At 72.0% G+C, this 15,242-nt stretch carries 14 protein-coding genes, 2 tRNA genes and 1 pseudogene; 10 read left to right on the forward strand and 7 right to left on the reverse strand.

Features of this window, described 5'->3' with window-relative positions:
* Positions 1-255: 255 nt before the first annotated feature.
* A pseudogene (locus tag ASG70_RS09520) lies at positions 256-1,021 on the reverse strand (M50 family metallopeptidase); the annotation flags it as partial.
* Positions 1,022-1,539: 518 nt separating this feature from the next.
* Here ASG70_RS09520 and cimA point away from each other — a divergent pair.
* Positions 1,540-3,120: a citramalate synthase gene (gene cimA / locus ASG70_RS09525; protein ID WP_056883587.1), complete on the forward strand. Its 1,581-nt coding sequence runs from the start codon at positions 1,540-1,542 to the stop codon at positions 3,118-3,120.
* A gap of 391 nt (positions 3,121-3,511) precedes the next feature.
* Here cimA and ASG70_RS09530 read toward each other — a convergent pair whose 3' ends face one another.
* Positions 3,512-5,074: a PAS domain S-box protein gene (locus ASG70_RS09530; protein WP_056883588.1), complete on the reverse strand. Its 1,563-nt coding sequence runs from the start codon at positions 5,072-5,074 to the stop codon at positions 3,512-3,514.
* Positions 5,075-5,185: 111 nt separating this feature from the next.
* The gene (locus ASG70_RS09535; protein WP_156399915.1) at positions 5,186-5,611 is read right to left on the reverse strand and encodes a response regulator; all 426 of its coding nucleotides are present in this window, start codon (positions 5,609-5,611) and stop codon (positions 5,186-5,188) included.
* A gap of 154 nt (positions 5,612-5,765) precedes the next feature.
* Between ASG70_RS09535 and ASG70_RS09540 the strand changes: the two genes are divergently transcribed.
* Positions 5,766-6,446, forward strand: coding sequence for a response regulator (locus ASG70_RS09540; RefSeq protein ID WP_056883590.1), 681 nt, complete (start codon positions 5,766-5,768; stop codon positions 6,444-6,446).
* Positions 6,447-6,449: 3 nt separating this feature from the next.
* Here ASG70_RS09540 and argG read toward each other — a convergent pair whose 3' ends face one another.
* Both argG and ASG70_RS09550 read right to left on the reverse strand, forming a co-directional pair.
* Positions 6,450-7,874, reverse strand: coding sequence for an argininosuccinate synthase (argG, locus tag ASG70_RS09545; protein ID WP_056883591.1), 1,425 nt, complete (start codon positions 7,872-7,874; stop codon positions 6,450-6,452).
* A gap of 62 nt (positions 7,875-7,936) precedes the next feature.
* A complete protein-coding gene (locus tag ASG70_RS09550; protein ID WP_056883592.1) occupies positions 7,937-8,818 on the reverse strand; it encodes a hypothetical protein in 882 nt (293 codons plus the stop codon).
* Between the two features lie 59 nt (positions 8,819-8,877).
* Here ASG70_RS09550 and ASG70_RS09555 point away from each other — a divergent pair, with 59 nt between their 5' ends.
* Positions 8,878-9,816 (forward strand): SGNH/GDSL hydrolase family protein, encoded by a 939-nt coding sequence (locus tag ASG70_RS09555; protein WP_056883593.1) that lies wholly within the window; start codon positions 8,878-8,880, stop codon positions 9,814-9,816.
* A 14-nt stretch (positions 9,817-9,830) separates the two neighbouring features.
* On the opposite strand, the gene ASG70_RS09560 is transcribed toward ASG70_RS09555, so the two are convergent.
* Positions 9,831-10,010 (reverse strand): hypothetical protein, encoded by a 180-nt coding sequence (locus ASG70_RS09560; protein ID WP_056883594.1) that lies wholly within the window; start codon positions 10,008-10,010, stop codon positions 9,831-9,833.
* A gap of 95 nt (positions 10,011-10,105) precedes the next feature.
* Between ASG70_RS09560 and ASG70_RS09565 the strand changes: the two genes are divergently transcribed.
* Together ASG70_RS09565 and ASG70_RS09570 are read left to right on the forward strand one after the other, a co-directional pair.
* Positions 10,106-11,059, forward strand: coding sequence for a GlxA family transcriptional regulator (locus ASG70_RS09565; RefSeq protein WP_056883595.1), 954 nt, complete (start codon positions 10,106-10,108; stop codon positions 11,057-11,059).
* Positions 11,060-11,077: 18 nt separating this feature from the next.
* The gene (locus tag ASG70_RS09570) at positions 11,078-11,848 is read left to right on the forward strand and encodes a fumarylacetoacetate hydrolase family protein (RefSeq protein ID WP_056883596.1); all 771 of its coding nucleotides are present in this window, start codon (positions 11,078-11,080) and stop codon (positions 11,846-11,848) included.
* Positions 11,849-11,900: 52 nt separating this feature from the next.
* Here ASG70_RS09570 and ASG70_RS09575 read toward each other — a convergent pair whose 3' ends face one another.
* The gene (locus ASG70_RS09575) at positions 11,901-12,584 is read right to left on the reverse strand and encodes a DUF2306 domain-containing protein (protein WP_156399916.1); all 684 of its coding nucleotides are present in this window, start codon (positions 12,582-12,584) and stop codon (positions 11,901-11,903) included.
* 70 nt (positions 12,585-12,654) lie between these two features.
* On the opposite strand from ASG70_RS09575, the gene gltX reads away from it, so the two are divergent.
* The 5 genes from gltX (at position 12,655) to ASG70_RS09600 (ending at position 15,222) form a co-directional block, all read left to right on the forward strand.
* The gene (gene gltX, locus ASG70_RS09580) at positions 12,655-14,181 is read left to right on the forward strand and encodes a glutamate--tRNA ligase (protein ID WP_082590413.1); all 1,527 of its coding nucleotides are present in this window, start codon (positions 12,655-12,657) and stop codon (positions 14,179-14,181) included.
* Positions 14,178-14,651 (forward strand): SRPBCC family protein, encoded by a 474-nt coding sequence (locus tag ASG70_RS09585; protein WP_056883598.1) that lies wholly within the window; start codon positions 14,178-14,180, stop codon positions 14,649-14,651. The genes gltX and ASG70_RS09585 overlap by 4 nt, the downstream gene beginning before the upstream one ends.
* Complete coding sequence (locus ASG70_RS09590; protein ID WP_056883599.1) at positions 14,648-14,860, forward strand: DUF2945 domain-containing protein; 213 nt, start codon at positions 14,648-14,650, stop codon at positions 14,858-14,860. The genes ASG70_RS09585 and ASG70_RS09590 overlap by 4 nt, the downstream gene beginning before the upstream one ends.
* A 107-nt stretch (positions 14,861-14,967) precedes the next feature.
* A tRNA-Gln gene (locus ASG70_RS09595) sits at positions 14,968-15,039 on the forward strand.
* A 107-nt stretch (positions 15,040-15,146) separates the two neighbouring features.
* A tRNA-Glu gene (locus ASG70_RS09600) sits at positions 15,147-15,222 on the forward strand.
* The last annotated feature ends 20 nt before the right edge of the window (positions 15,223-15,242 follow it).

The raw sequence follows: 15,242 nt of genomic DNA on the forward strand, positions 1-15,242 counted from the left end.
GTCGGCGAGCTGCGGTGGGAGGGCGGGAGCTGCGACCACCGGGGCGGCGTCGACTACGGGCCGGTCACCCGCGCCATCCGCGAGAAGCTGCTCGACATCCAGTACGGCCGCGCCGAGGACACCTACCACTGGCTCACCCGCCTGGTCTGACGCACCCTGCGGCTGCGCGCCGGTCCCTGATGGGCCGGCGCGCAGCCGTGTCCGGCCCGTGGCCGGGAGGCCTCACACCATCGCGAGGACGCTGCGCACGGCCCNGCCAGCTCGCGGCGGCCAGCACGACGACGTACCCGGCGTTCCAGGTCCACGCCGGGAGGTGGGTGAGGCGGGCGAGCACCCCCGGGTCGGAGCCGGGGGAGGGGTGGGCCACGACGGCGCCGAGGTGCCGCCAGGCCCCGACCAGCAGGAAGATGCCCACACCCAGAACCACCGCACCCTGGAGCCTGGCACCGCCCTGCCACCACAGCGCGCCGGTCACCACGGTCAGCGCGACCATGACGACAGCCGTGTAGAGCGACCGCACCCGGACGAGGCAGGCGAGCAGCACCAGTCCGGTCGCGGCCAGGGCGGGTGGCGCCCATCCCGCGCGCGCGGCATGGACCGCGAACGCGCCCACCAGGGCCGGAGCCGGGTACCCCGCCCAGGTCGACAGGACCCGGCCGACGCCCCGCGCCGGGCCGACGGTGACGGCGTGGCCCGACATGTCGCCGCGCAGAACCAGTCCGGTGAACCTTCGCCCGAACAGCATCCCCACGAGGCCGTGCCCGAGCTCGTGGACGACGGTCACCACGACCCGCGACCGCAGCCACAGGGCCGGCACGCCGATGACCACGACCACGGTCACCAGCACCGTCCAGAGCCCGCTCGTGGTCGGGGTCGACAGCGGCTCGGGCTGCAACCGGGCGCTCACCTGGCTCCAGAGGTCGCTGCCGGTGGTCGACGGGGCCAGGGAGGTCGGGTGCACCGGGACATCCTCCCGGTCGAGGCTGTGCAGCCCCCACCGGGCTGGGTGCGGGCGGGGCATCGGGCGGGGTAGCACCCGAGGCGGCGGCGCCCATACCCCGAAGTCCCAGACCTCGGGGCATGAGCGGGCCTTTGACCCGAAGTCCCAGACCTCGGGGCATGAGCGGGCTTTTGACCCGAAGTCCCAGACTTCGGTGCAAGGTGCAAGGCGCGGGGGCGGGCATGGGGCCGGGGTGTCGGTCCCGGGTTCGGGGGCGGGGTATGGCCGCCGAGGGCGGGGTATGGCGCGGGGTGACCACGATCCGGACCGGGGGTTCAACCGGCGGACGTCGCGTGTCACAGTGCTCTCGTGACCTCCTGGCAAATGGCGACCGCCATGGTGATTATCGACTAGCGCGACGAGACCTCCTCGTCGCGCAGACCTCCCGCACCCGGGGGGTCTTTTGCTTTGTCAGGACCTCCGCCGGTCGCCACCCCCGGCCACGGAGGCGCGGCGGCGGAGAATGAACCACCAGGACCCACGGCCTGTGAAGCCACCCAGCACCACCCGACTCCGATGACCCGACGGGAACCACCACGATGAGCGACCTGCACGTCTACGACACCACCCTGCGCGACGGTGCGCAGCAGGAGGGACTCAACCTCTCCGTGTCGGACAAGCTCGCCATCGCGGCGCACCTCGACGAGCTGGGGGTCGGCTTCATCGAGGGTGGCTGGCCGGGCGCCAACCCGAAGGACACCGAGTTCTTCGCCCGCGCCCAGCAGGAGCTGCGGCTGCGCAACGCCACGCTCGCGGCGTTCGGGGCCACCCGGCGGGTCGGCGGTCGCGCGGCCGACGACCCGCAGGTCCGCGCCCTCCTCGACTCCGGCGCGTCCGTCGTCACCCTCGTCGCCAAGTCGCACGTCCGGCACGTCGAGACGGCCCTGCGCACGACGGTGCAGGAGAACCTCGAGATGGTGCGCGACACCGTCTCGTTCCTCACCGCGGAGGGCCGGCGCGTCTTCCTCGACGCGGAGCACTTCTTCGACGGGTATGCCGCGGACCGCGGCTACGCCCTCGAGGTGGTCCGCGCGGCGATGGAGTCGGGCGCCGAGGTGGTGGCGCTGTGCGACACCAACGGCGGCATGCTGCCCGACCAGGTGGCCGCGGTCGTCGCCGACACCGTCGGCACCACGTCGGCCCGCGTCGGCATCCACTGCCACAACGACACCGGCTGCGCCGTGGCCAACTCGATGGCCGCGGTCGAGGCGGGCGCGACGCACGTGCAGGGGACGGTCAACGGGTACGGCGAGCGCACCGGCAACGCCGACATCCTCACGGTCGTGAGCAACCTGCAGATCAAGCGCGGGCTGCCGTTGCTGGAGACCGAGCGTCTGCAGGAGGCGACGCGAATCGCCCATGCCATCAGCGAGATCACCAACGTCCCGCCCTACAGCCGTCAGCCCTACGTCGGCGCGAGCGCGTTCGCCCACAAGGCCGGTCTGCACGCCAGCGCCATCCGGATCGACCCCGACCTCTACCAGCACACCGACCCCGTCCACGTCGGCAACGACATGCGCATGCTCGTCTCCGACATGGCCGGCCGTGCGAGCATCGAGCTCAAGGGCCGAGAGATGGGCTACGACCTGGCCGGCAACGACGAGCTGCTCTCGCGGGTCCTCGCGACGGTCAAGGACCTCGAGCTGCGCGGCTACACCTTCGACGCCGCGGACGCGTCCTTCGAGCTGCTCCTGCGTCGCGAGGTCGAGGGCCACGGCTACGAGTTCTTCGACGTCGAGTCGTGGCGCGTGATCACCGACGCCCGAGGCAACGAGGACGCGCTGTCCGAGGCCACCGTCAAGGTGCGCGCAGGGGGTGAGCGCGTCGTGGCCACCGGCGAGGGCAACGGACCGGTGAACGCCCTCGACCACGCGCTGCGGCAGGCGCTCATGCCGGCCTACCCGGAGCTGGCCAAGCTCGAGCTCATCGACTTCCGCGTGCGCATCCTCGACGCTGCGCACGGCACGGATGCGGTGACCCGCGTCCTCATCGAGACCTCGGACGGGCAGACCTCGTGGGAGACCATCGGGGTGGCCGGCAACATCCTCGAGGCGTCCTGGCGGGCGCTCGTCGAGGGGGTCACCTACGGACTGGTCCGGGCCGGGGTGCCCGTCCGGTAGGGCGTGAGGCCGGCGGTCGTCCATCGCCGTGTCCCGAAAAGGGGACGAGCACCGATCGGCCCCGGTTGCAGGGGGGTAGGGCCGAACGGTGCTCGTCACGCGAGCTCCGGTGCGCATGACGCGAGGGGGACCACCCGAGCTCTTGGCACCAGTCTGGCCGGTGTCGCAGGGGGGTGAACCGATGCCTGCGTCGCATCTCCACTAGTACATCGACACCAGGAACGGTGTCGGGAGGTCGAGCGCCGGCCGGCCCTCAGGGGACGCAGGCCGACCGGCGTACCACCACGATGCGCCAGCGTTCACCTGCCGTCACGGTGCCCCCGCCCCAGCCCCTCTAGTGCGCGCGCACCCTACGGTGCCCCACCCCGCGTGTCCCGCGCCGTGTGGTGCCTCAGCCACGGGCGGCGGTGGAGGTCGACGCGTCCGGAATGCCTTGGGCGAAGCCGAGACTCGTGCTCCGGCTCGCCGCGAGGGTGAGGCCGAGACCCGCCCCGAGGCCCGGAGCCGCCGCTGGTGCTGCCGTCGGGCCGGGGAGCCAGAGCGACACGAGCGTGCCACCCAGCGGGCTGTCCCCGACCGTGCAGTGGCCGCCTGCGAGCGTGGCGCGGTCGCGCATGCCGGAGACACCCCGGTGTCCGGGGGCCGAGGCGCCGAGGGCATCCCCGGGGCCGACGCCGTCGTCGTGGACCTCGACCTGCAGGCCACCGTCGACCGCGGCGAGCGCCACCTGCACCTGAGTGGCCCGGGCGTGCTTGAGGACGTTGACGAGGGCCTCTTTGGTGATGCGGTAGGCGACTGCCCGGGTCGCCTCCGGCATCACCGGCTCGGAGCTGCCGTCCACACGGGCCCGCACGCCGGTGCCCTCGTAGATCTCCTCGGTGGCCCGCTGGAGCGCTCCGGCGAGCCCGCTGACCGAGAGCTCGGGGGGCTCGAGGTCGAACAGCAGTGACCGCAGCCGGTCGGTCGCCGCTCCCAGGGTCTCCTGCAGCCCGTCGAGCTCGGACATCAGCGAGGGGGCCTGTTCACGAAGTCGCTTGCGCAGCAGGCCCATGCGCAGGTCGACGGCCGCGACGGCCTGCACCGGGTCGTCGTGCACGTCGGCTGCGATCCGCGCGCGCTCGGCGTCCTGGGCGTCCACGAGCCGGGTGAGGAGCGCGGTCCGCTGCTCGAGGAGGTCGGCCATGGCCCGGTCGGCGGCGACCCGATCGCTGATGTCGCGCTGCACGGTGGCGAGGGCGAACGGGGCGCCGGTGGCCACGTCGAACATGAGGAAGCTGGCGACGGCCACCGGGATCGCGTGCCCGTCCTGGTGCTTGAGCGTCGTCTCGCCCTCGAAGTGGCCGTCGCGGACGACCGCGGGCTGCTCGACCTCCACGGACAGCTCGAGCCCTTCCGGCGTGAGGTAGTCGGAGATCGTCGTCGCGGACACGTCGGCGTCTAGGGCCATGCCGATGAGCTTGCGCCCACCGGGGTTGACGTACTCCACGGCGCCGTCGAGGCCGGCGATGGCGATGAAGTCGGGGGAGGCCTCGACGAGCGCCTTGAAGCGGCTCAGGTCAGCGGCCAGCTCGAGGGTGCGACGAGCCTGTGCGCGCGCCTGGGCCTCGGCGCGACGTTGCTCCGTCACGTCGGTCGCGATGCCCACGGCCCCGGTCAGCACCCCGGCCTCGTCGTGGATCGGCTCGAAGTACAGCGCCAGCCGGCGCCCGAGGTACTCGCGCTCGCCGTGGTATCGCTCGCCGGACAGTGCCGCGTCGAGCGCCTCCGTGCCCAGCGGGTCGTCGCGGTAGACCTCGCGCAGGTTCTGGCCGACCAGCTCGCCCGGGGCGAACCCGAGGGCCGCCAGGCCGGGGCCGACCGAGGTCGTGCACGTCCCGTTCGCGTCCATCCCGAAGACGACCTGCGGGCCGACCTCGATCCCGTCCTCGGCCGACAGCCACTTGTCCTGTGTCATCCCGGGGTCCCCTCACGTCGTCCTGCACGAGCCACGCGGCCACCCACCCCGGCCACTCGTGGCCCATCGTAGGCATGACGCGGTGCAGGCACCACGGTGCGACGCAGGGCGTCAGCGGTCCAGCAGCAGCCTCAGGGCGCCGGCGCCGGACCCGGTGGCGAGGACGACCTCGCCCGCGGCGCAGCGCGCCAGCACCTCGGGCAGGGTCTCCCCGATCCTGCCCTTGGCCAGGTAGCCGACAGCGCCCGCCCGCACCATGGCAGCCACCGTGCCGGCGGACGTCTCGGCCGACACCGCCACCACGGCTGGCGGGGAGGGCAGGGCGTGCAGGGCCCGGACCGCGGCCGGGCCGCCCCCGGGCATGCGCACGTCGAGCAGGGCGACGTCGACGTCCATCTCCCCGGCGAGGCGGATGGCGTCGTCCCCGGTCGTCACGGTGCCGACGACGGTGAAGCGGTCGTCGGAGTCGACGACGTGGGCCAGGGCCCCGAGCATCTGGGGGTGGTCGTCGGCGATGAGCACACGAACCGCTGACACGTGCCTGCCTGTCTGTCCTGGAGGGGGGCGCGGGGACGGCTGGGTCGACGACACCTGGAAGGTCAATGGTCGCGCTCGCGGGCCCCGGCCGGGCAGTGCGCGCGCGCCGGGGGGCCTAGTGCATGGATACTAGGCGCGGAGGAGGGGCCCATCCATGAGTGAAGCCGACGGTGCGCACCGCATGCACCGGACCGACCAGCCGATCAGGGTGCTGATCGTCGACGACCACGAGGTGATGGCGGCGAGCCTTGCCCGTGTGCTGGAGGACGAGCCCGACATCGTCTCCGTCGGCGTGGCCGCAACCCTGGCCCAGGCCCGCGCGCGGGTGCAGTCCAGCGCGCCCGACGTGCTCGTCCTCGACCGGCGGCTGCCCGACGGCGACGGTGTCGACGCCATCGCCGACCTGAAGGCCCTGCGCCCCAGCATGAACGTCCTGGTGCTCACGGGGTCGAGCTCGGACGACGTGCTCGTGCGGGCCCTGCAGGCCGGTGCGGCAGGCTTCCTCTCCAAGACCCGTAGCCTCGCCGAGGTGACGTCGGCGGTGCGCGCGGCGTCGCAGGGTGAGGCCTCGGTCTCGGCCGAGATGCTCGCGCGGCTGCTCCCACGGCTGACGAGGGTCAACGCGCCCGCCCCCACGCTCACGCGTCGGGAGGAGGAGGTGCTGGCGATGCTCGCCCAGGGCCTGTCCAACGCGGCGATCGCGGAGGAGCTGACGGTGAGCGTCAACACGGTCCGCAACCACGTCGCCAACCTGTCGGCGAAGCTCGGCGCCCACAGCAAGCTGGAGGCGATGTCGATCGCGATCCAGCGCGGCCTGCTCTCGCCGCCGCAGTAGCCGTCAGTCGGTGCCGAACTCGATCGCCGCGCGGTCGAGCGCCTCGTCATCGCCCTCGGACTTCACGAACGGGTTGGACGAGATCGCCTTGGCGCCACCGGGCTCGAGGTCGCCCACGAGCGCCTGGTGCCGCGCGACCAGCTGGCCCTGCGCGGCATACAGCTCGAGCTTGGCCCGCGAGTCGGCGATGTCGAGGTTGCGCATCGTGAGCTGGCCGATCCGGTCGACGGGACCGAACGCTGCGTCCTCGGTGCGCTCCATCGACAGCTTCTCGGGGTGGTAGCTGAACGCCGGGCCGGTCGTGTCGACGATGGAGTAGTCGTCGCCGCGACGCAGCCGCACGGTGACCTCACCGGTGACCGCGGAGGCGACCCAGCGCTGCAGCGACTCGCGCAGCATGAGTGACTGCGGGTCGAGCCAGCGGCCTTCGTAGAGCAGTCGTCCGAGGCGGCGGCCCTCTGCGTGGTAGTTCGCGATCGTGTCCTCGTTGTGGATCGCGTTGAGGAGACGCTCGTAGGTGAGGTGCAGCAGGGCAAGGCCGGGCGCCTCGTAGATGCCGCGGCTCTTGGCCTCGATGATGCGGTTCTCGATCTGGTCGGACATGCCGAGCCCGTGCCTGCCGCCGACGGTGTTGGCCTCGTGGACGAGCGCGACGGCGTCCCCGCCGAAGTCGTTGCCGTTGATGGCGACCGGGCGACCCTGCTCGAACCGCACGGTGACGTCCTCGGGGGCGATCGCCACCGACTCGTCCCAGAACCGCACACCCATGATCGGCTCGACGACCTCCATCGACTCCGAGAGGAACTCGAGCGTCTTGGCCTCGTGCGTCGCACCCCAGATGTTGGCGTCCGTCGAGTACGCCTTCTCGGCGCTGGCGCGGTAGGGAAGGTCGCGCGCGGTGAGCCACTCGGACATCTCGTGGCGTCCGCCGAGCTCGTTGACGAAGTCGGCGTCGAGCCACGGCTTGTAGATGCGCAGCGAGGGGTTGGCCAGCAGCCCGTAGCGGTAGAAGCGCTCGATGTCGTTGCCCTTGAAGGTGGAGCCGTCGCCCCAGATGTCGACACCGTCCTCCTTCATGGCGCGCACGAGCAGCGTGCCGGTCACGGCGCGGCCGAGCGGCGTGGTGTTGAAGTAGGTGCGGCCACCGCTGCGGATGTGGAACGCCCCGCAGGCCACCGCGGACAGACCCTCCTCGACCAGCGCAATGCGGCAGTCGACGAGGCGCGCGAGCTCGGCGCCGTACTGGCCGGCGCGGCTGGGCACCGTGTCGACCTCGGGCTCGTCGTACTGCCCGAGGTCGGCGGTGTAGGTGCAGGGGACCGCACCCTTCTCGCGCATCCAGGCAACAGCGACCGAGGTGTCCAGACCGCCGGAGAAGGCGATCCCGACACGCTCACCAACGGGCAGGGACGTCAGAACTTTGGACACGGCGCCCAGACTAGGGCCCCGGCCGTCGCGGCCACGAAACGGACCACCCTGCGGGCGCCGGCTCACGCGGGCGCGAGGGCGCGCACGGCGTCGATCGCGGCGACGAGCCGGTCGCGCAGCAGCTGGCCGCGCTCGGCGAACCCGCGCTGCGCCGCGGCGTACTCCGCCCTCCCGGCCGGTGTCTCCACCCGGACGGGCGCGTAGCCGAGGGCGGAGAGGTCGTACGGCGAGGCGCGCATGTCGAGCTCGCGGATCGCGCGGGCGTGGTCGAAGCAGTCGAGGACGAGGTCGCCGGGGACCGCGGGCGCGAGCTTCATGGCCCACTTGTAGAGGTCCATCCCGGCATGGAGGCAACCGGGCTGCTCGAGGGCGACCTGCGTCTCGCGCGTCGGCTGCAGCAGGTTGAGCGAGCGCGCCGGCGGCGTGTAGAAGCGGAACGCGTCGAAGTGGGTGCACCGGATCTGCAGGCCGTCGACCACGGCGTCGGTCCCGTCGGCACCGAGGCGCAGGGGCCAGTCGCGGTGCCGCACCTCGTCGGCGCCCTGGCGGTAGACCATGGCCCACTCGTGCAGACCGAAGCAGCCGAGCTGGGCAGGCCGAGCGGCGGTCGCTGTGAGCAGCTCGCGGACGAACTCCACGGTCCCACCGCGGGCGGCCAGGTATCCCGCGACGTCCAGCTCCACGTCGCGCCCCACCTCGCGGTAGTGCTTCCACCCGGCGCGGGGGAGCCCGGCGGCGTCCTCGAGGACCACGCCCGGGCCCGGGTGCCAGCGACGCAGGAGCGCGGGCCGGAACGGGTAGTAGGTGAAGAGGAAGTCCTCGACGGGGTGGGCGACCCGGTCGCTGCGGCGGCCGCGGTGCGCCTCGGTGGCCGCGTCGGCCCGCTGCTCGTGGGAGACCTCCAGGGCACGCCACAGCTCACGCGTCAGCACCCGGGACTCCATCGCCGGCAAGGGTAACCCGCACGGCCGGGCTCCCAGCAAGGCGTGGCACCGTGGCCCCCATGAGCAGACGGACCCTCGCCGCGGTGGTGACGGTGCTCGTGCTGCTCGTCGGCGCGGGGACCGTCGTCGGCTTCGCGTCCGGCCGCTTCAGTGACACTCCCCGGGCCGGCGGGACGTCCGCGCCGCCGACGACGTCGGCCGACGTGCCTCGGACCGGGGAGGCCGTCACCACCCCGGGCCCGGCTCCGTCAGGGGCGGGTTACCACCTCGCCCTGGGGGACTCGCTCGCCGCCGGTTTCCAGAACGGCAGCGACCACCGCACGCAGGGCTACGTCGGCGCCGTGCGCAAGGCGGTCGAGGTCCGCGACGGCCCGACCGAGCTGGTCAACCTCGCCTGCTCCGGTGAGACGACGACCTCGATGCTGCGGGGTGGCGGGTGCACCTACGACCGGGGCACGCAGCTGGCCGAGGCGGAGCAGTTCCTGCGGGCCCATGCGGCCGACGTGCGCCTGGTGACCCTCGACATCGGCGGCAACGACGTCGCCCGGTGCGGCTTCGGCGGGCTCGAGCCGTCGTGCACGGGGCCGGCACTCGCGACCCTGAGGACCAACCTGCCCCAGATCACGAGCCGGCTGCGCGCTGCGGCCCCGCACGTGCAGGTCGTCGTCCTCAACTACTACGACCCGTTCCTGGTGCTCGACCTGTTGGGGAACTCGGGTGGCACGGGTCCGGGGCAGCAGTCGGTGGCCGAGCTCGCCAAGGTCAACGCCAGCATCGCCGGCAGCGCGCGGGCCAGCGGTGCGCGGGTGGCCGACGTCGCGAGCGCCTTCGACACCACCGTCACGACCCCGACGGTCGTCAGGGACATCGGCACCCTGCCGACCAACCTCGCCCGCATCGTCACGTGGACGTGGATGGCCCCGCCGCGCTTCGACTTCCATGCCAATGACGCGGGCTACGCGGTGATGGCGCGAGCTGTGGTGCGCCAGCTGCGCTGAGCTCGGGGGGAGGTTCAGGCGCGGTGGGCCTCGACGTCGTGCAGCACGCGGTCGACGTCGTGGTCGAGGTCGATGAAGGCGATCGTGGAGTCTGCGCCGTGCGGTGCGCGGGGCAGCGACCACGTACGGCGGTGGTGCCGCTCGAGGGCGGCGACGACGGTGGTGACGAAGGCCAGGAGCAGGAGAATGGTCATGTCAGTAATCATGCGCTCGGCAAGATCCAGCCACGAGTGGCAGAACTGACGCACAAGGCTCTCTTTCTGCCATGTGACGTGGCACCATGGACGGTATGGCGCTCACGACGGTCGCAGCCCTGGCCTCCAACCCCATGGCCATGTTCGAGATGTCGGTGGCGTGCGAGGTCTTCGGCCTCGACCGCACCGACGACGGGGTGCCGCCCTTCACCTTCCTCACCTGCGGCGAGCGCGCGGGCGCACCGGTGGACACGACCAGCGGCGGCCAGTTCGTCCCCAGCCACGCGTGGGCCGACGCCGTCGACGCCGACCTGGTGGTCATCCCCGCCGGGGGCGTCCGCGACGAGTACCCCGAGGCGCTGCTCGAGACGATCCGCGAGGCGCACCGCCGGGGCGCCACCATCCTGTCCATCTGCACGGGCGCGTTCGTGCTGGGGGAGACGGGCCTGCTGGACGGACGCAGCGCCGTGACGCACTGGCGCTACGCCGACGAGTTCGCCCGGCGCTTCCCCCGCACACGGGTCTCGATGGACGTCCTGTATCTCGACGAGGGGTCGATCATCACCGGCGCCGGGACCGCCGCCGGCATCGACGCCTGCCTGCACCTCGTACGCCGCGAGCTCGGCTCCGCGGTCGCGACCCGGATCGCGCGCCGGATGGTGGTACCGCCCCAGCGCGACGGCGGCCAGCGCCAGTACGTCGAGTCGCCGCTGCCCGAGACCAGCTGCGAGAGCATCCAGCCGGTGCTCAACCACATCACCGAGAACCTCGACGAGCCGCATACCGTGCCCGACCTCGCGCGGCTGGCGATGATGTCCGAGCGCACCTTCGCCCGGCGGTTCGTCGCCGAGACCGGGACGACGCCGCACCGCTGGATCGTGCAGCAGCGCGTGCTGCGTGCCCGCGAGCTGCTGGAGCAGACGGACCTCCCGGTCGACTCGGTGGCCACCCACAGCGGCTTCGGCTCGGCGGCACTGCTGCGCACGCACTTCCAGTCCGTCGTCGGCACCTCGCCCCAGCGCTACCGCCGGGAGTTCTCCGCGCGGTAGGCGGTTAGTCTCGGGTGCATGCGCATCGCGAGATTCACGACGGGTGAGGACCCGGTCTTCGGGCTGGTCGACGGGGCAGGGGAGAAGATCGCCGAGATCACCGGCGACCCGCTCTACACGAAGATCGAGCTGACCGGGGTGACACACCTCGTCGAGGACGTGCGGCTGCTCGCGCCGGTCATCCCGCGCAGCAAGGTCATCGGCATCGGCAAGAACTACGCCGACCACGCCAAGGAGATGGGTGGCGAGGCGCCGGCCGAGCCGCTGATGTTCCTCATCCCCAACACCGCGGTCGTGGGCCCCGGCGAGCCCGTGGTCATCCCCGACCTGACCACCGAGGTCCACTACGAGGGCGAGCTCGCGGTGGTGATCGGCCGGCTGTGCAAGGACATCGAGCCGCAGGAGGTCCCCAAGGTCGTCTTCGGCTACACCTGCGCCGACGACGTGACCGCGCGCGACCTGCAGCGTGGCGACGGCCAGTGGGCGCGCGCCAAGGGCATGGACACCTTCTGCCCGATCGGGCCCTGGATCGAGACCGACCTCGACCCTGCCGACCTGAGGCTGCGCACGCGCCGCGACGGCGAGGTCGTCCAGGACGGCACGACGGCTGACATGGTCCACGACGTCGCTGCCCTGGTCTCCCACGCCTCGAAGGCGTTCACCCTGCTGCCCGGTGACGTGATCCTCACCGGCACGCCGGCCGGGGTCGGCCCGGTCGAGGAGGGCCAGCGGGTCGAGGTCGAGATCGAGGGCATCGGCACCCTGTCCAACCCGTTCGTCCGCCGCTGAGGCGAGGTGTGGCGTGGGGCCGGCCCCGCGCCGTACCCCTCACCTGACCGGCTCACCCGTCGAGGGCGGGGGTGCGGCGCAACCACCACTCGGCGAACGCCACGTGCATGGTCAGCCCCAGCCAGAACGCCACACCGAAGGTGGCTCGCAGCGGCATCGTGCGGTCCTGCATACCCAACAGGCCGAGCTCGATCCCGGTGAACACCCCCACCCAGATGCGGATCGTGGCCACGCCCACCCCGACGGCGAACGCACGCACCATCCACCGGCGGTGCTGCGCCACGTGTCCGCCCCGGATGGCCAGGAAGGCCAGCACCAGGCACGCGACGAACCACGACCCGAACACCAGGGTTGCCGTCGTCTCGGCGCCGCCGCCCCAGGCGAAGACGATGCCGAGGACGACGGACAGCGCGCCCGACAGCAGGGCGCACCCGAGCAGCACCCGACCCAGCCGCCGGTGCAGGGTGTAGTGCCGGCTCCTGAAGCGGTGCGACAGCTGGAGCGGCGCCCCGAGCAGGTACACGACGCCCGGCACCATGTGCCCGTAGGCCAGCCACGGGTGCGCGACGTACTTCTCGGCGAGGTCGTCGTCCGGCACGGTGCCGTCGAGGACGTGGGGCACGTCCGTGACGAGGCGTCGGACGAAGAACACCAGCACGATCGTCACCAGGACGCCGATCACGACCGCCACCGGCCGCGGCCGTCCCGTGCGCCCCTGCTGCGCCACCCCCGCCACGCTGGCAGTCTGGGCCGGTCCGCCCCGGAAAGCCACCCCCTGCGGTTCGCTCCCTAGAATCGGGTCCACCATGAGTGAGCAGACCCCCACCGCCCCCCGCCTGCGCGTCGCCCCGTCCCCGACCGGCGACCCCCACGTCGGCACCGCCTACATGTCCCTGTTCAACCTGGCGTTCGCGCGCCAGCAGGGTGGCAGGTTCGTGCTGCGCATCGAGGACACCGACCGCGCACGGTTCCGGGAGGACAGCGAGCGGCAGGTCTTCGACACGCTGCACTGGCTGGGGCTGCAGTGGGACGAGGGGCCGGACGTCGGTGGCGCCTACGCGCCGTACCGCCAGTCCGAGCGCCTCGACACCTACCGCCCCTACGTTGAGGGGCTCCTCGCCGAGGGCAAGGCGTACCACTGCTGGTGCTCCACCGAGCGGCTCGCCACGATGCGCGAGATCCAGCAGAAGTCCAAGCAGCCCACCGGGTACGACCGCCTCTGCCACGGCAAGACGCGCGAGGAGCGGGCGCAGCTGCCGGGGTTCTCCGAGACCCCCGTCGTGCGGATGCTCGTGCCCGAGGACGTGGAGCTGCACTTCGAGGACCTCATCCGCGGCCGGGTCTCCGCGCCCCGCCCCGACGACCAGGTGATCCTCAAGGCCGACGGGTTCCCGACCTACCACCTTGCCGTCGTCGTCGACGACCACGAGATGGGCATCACCCACGTCGTGCGCGGCGAGGAGTGGATCTCCAGCACTCCCAAGCACATCCTGCTCTACCGCTGGCTCGGGCTGGAGCCGCCGAAGTGGGCGCACATGCCCCTGCTGCGCAACACCGACAAGTCCAAGATCTCCAAGCGCAAGAACCCCGCGGCACGGCTGACGTGGTTCCGCGAGGAGGGCTACCTCCCTGAGGCGCTGGTCAACTTCCTCGCCCTGCTGGCCTACCCGCCGAAGGAGGGGGAGAGCGGCGAGGACGTCGAGGTCTTCACCTTCGAGGAGTTCTCGGCCGACTTCGACTGGCGCAAGGTCAACCCCGTCGGGCCGATCTTCGACCTCAAGAAGCTCGAGTGGCTCAACGGCGTGCACATCCGGCAGCTGCCGGTCGAGGAGCTCGCCTCGCGGCTGCTGCCCTACCTCGAGCGCGCGGGCGTCCTGCCGGCCGAGCCGAGCCTCGGGCAGCTTGCGCGGCTGGCCAAGGTGACCGAGCTCATCCAGACGCGTATGGCGCTGCTCACCGAGGCTGCCGCGCTCGTGGGTCCCTTCTACGTCGGTGACGACGAGGTCGTCGTGGCGGACGACGCGCGGGCGCAGCTGAAGGACGACGCCGGCGCGGTGCTGACCGCGGCCGTCGAGGCCCTCACCGCCGTCGACGAGTCGCGGGGCGGCGTCCTCGGCGACGAGAGTGCGTGGAACGCGGCGGCGATCGAGGCGGCCCTGCGATCGGCCATCGTCGAGGGCATGGGCATCAAGCCGAAGTTCGCGTTCGGCCCGCTGCGCGCGGCGGTGTCGGGCCAGCGCATCAGCCCGCCGCTGTTCGAGTCGATGGAGATCCTGGGCAAGGCCTCGACCCTGGCGCGCCTGACCCGCCTGCGCGACGAGCTCGCGGCATGAGCCGGGTCGTCTCGTCGTCCATCGACGTCGACGCCCCGGCCGCGACCGTGTTCGCGATCCTGGCCGACCCGCGCCAGCACGCCCGCATCGACGGTTCCGGCTCGGTGCGCGACACCGTGTCAGGGCCGCAGCGGCTGGAGCGCGGGGCGACGTTCGGTGTCGACATGAAGCTGGCCGGGGTGCCCTACCGCATCAGCAACCGGGTCGTGGAGTTCGAGGAGGGCCGGCTCATCGCCTGGCGGCACTTCGGCGGCCACCGCTGGCGCTACGAGCTCGAGCCGACCGCCGAGGGCGGCACCCGCGTGACGGAGTCGTTCGACTACTCCATGTATGCCGCGCCGCAGCGACTGCTCATCGAGGCGCTCGGCTTCCCTGCGCGCAACCGTCGCGGCATCGAGCAGACGCTGGTCACGCTGAAGTCCGTCGCCGAGGCCGACGCCCGCACCGCTCGAGAAGGAGATCGCCGATGAGCCTGCGCAAGGGAAGCTCCGTCTCCTGGTCCTGGGGCCAGGGGACGGCCGAGGGGACCATCGCCGAGGTCCACCACGACAAGGTCACGAGGACCGTCAAGGGGTCCGAGATCACCCGCGACGGCAGTGATGACGACCCTGCCTACGTCATCGAGCAGGAGGACGGCACGACCGTCCTCAAGCTGCGCAGCGAGCTCCGCGAGTCCTGACCGCAGTGGCCGGCGGGAGCCGATTTGGGCAGGGTCCGGCCGACCGGTAGTATCGCTTCTCGGTTCACCCCCTGAAGGCCTTCGGGCGCGCGGGGCGTGATACCCCTTGGGGTATGGTGTAATTGGCAACACTACGGTTTCTGGTACCGTCATTCTAGGTTCGAGTCCTGGTACCCCAGCTCAGGCGCAAGTCTCTTGGGACACACGCCGATTCGGAGAAATCCCCAACCTTTCGGTAAGGTTCTCTCCGCTGCCCGGAGCCGCAAGGCGCCGGGCGACCAGCTAGGGCCCCGTTGTGTAGCGGCCTAGCACGCCGCCCTCTCAAGGCGGTAGCGCGGGTTCGAATCCCGTCGGGGCTACCAGTTCGCGAAGGCCCCCGCCC

This window comes from Phycicoccus sp. Soil748 (assembly GCF_001428025.1).
GTDB lineage: Bacteria > Actinomycetota > Actinomycetes > Actinomycetales > Dermatophilaceae > Pedococcus.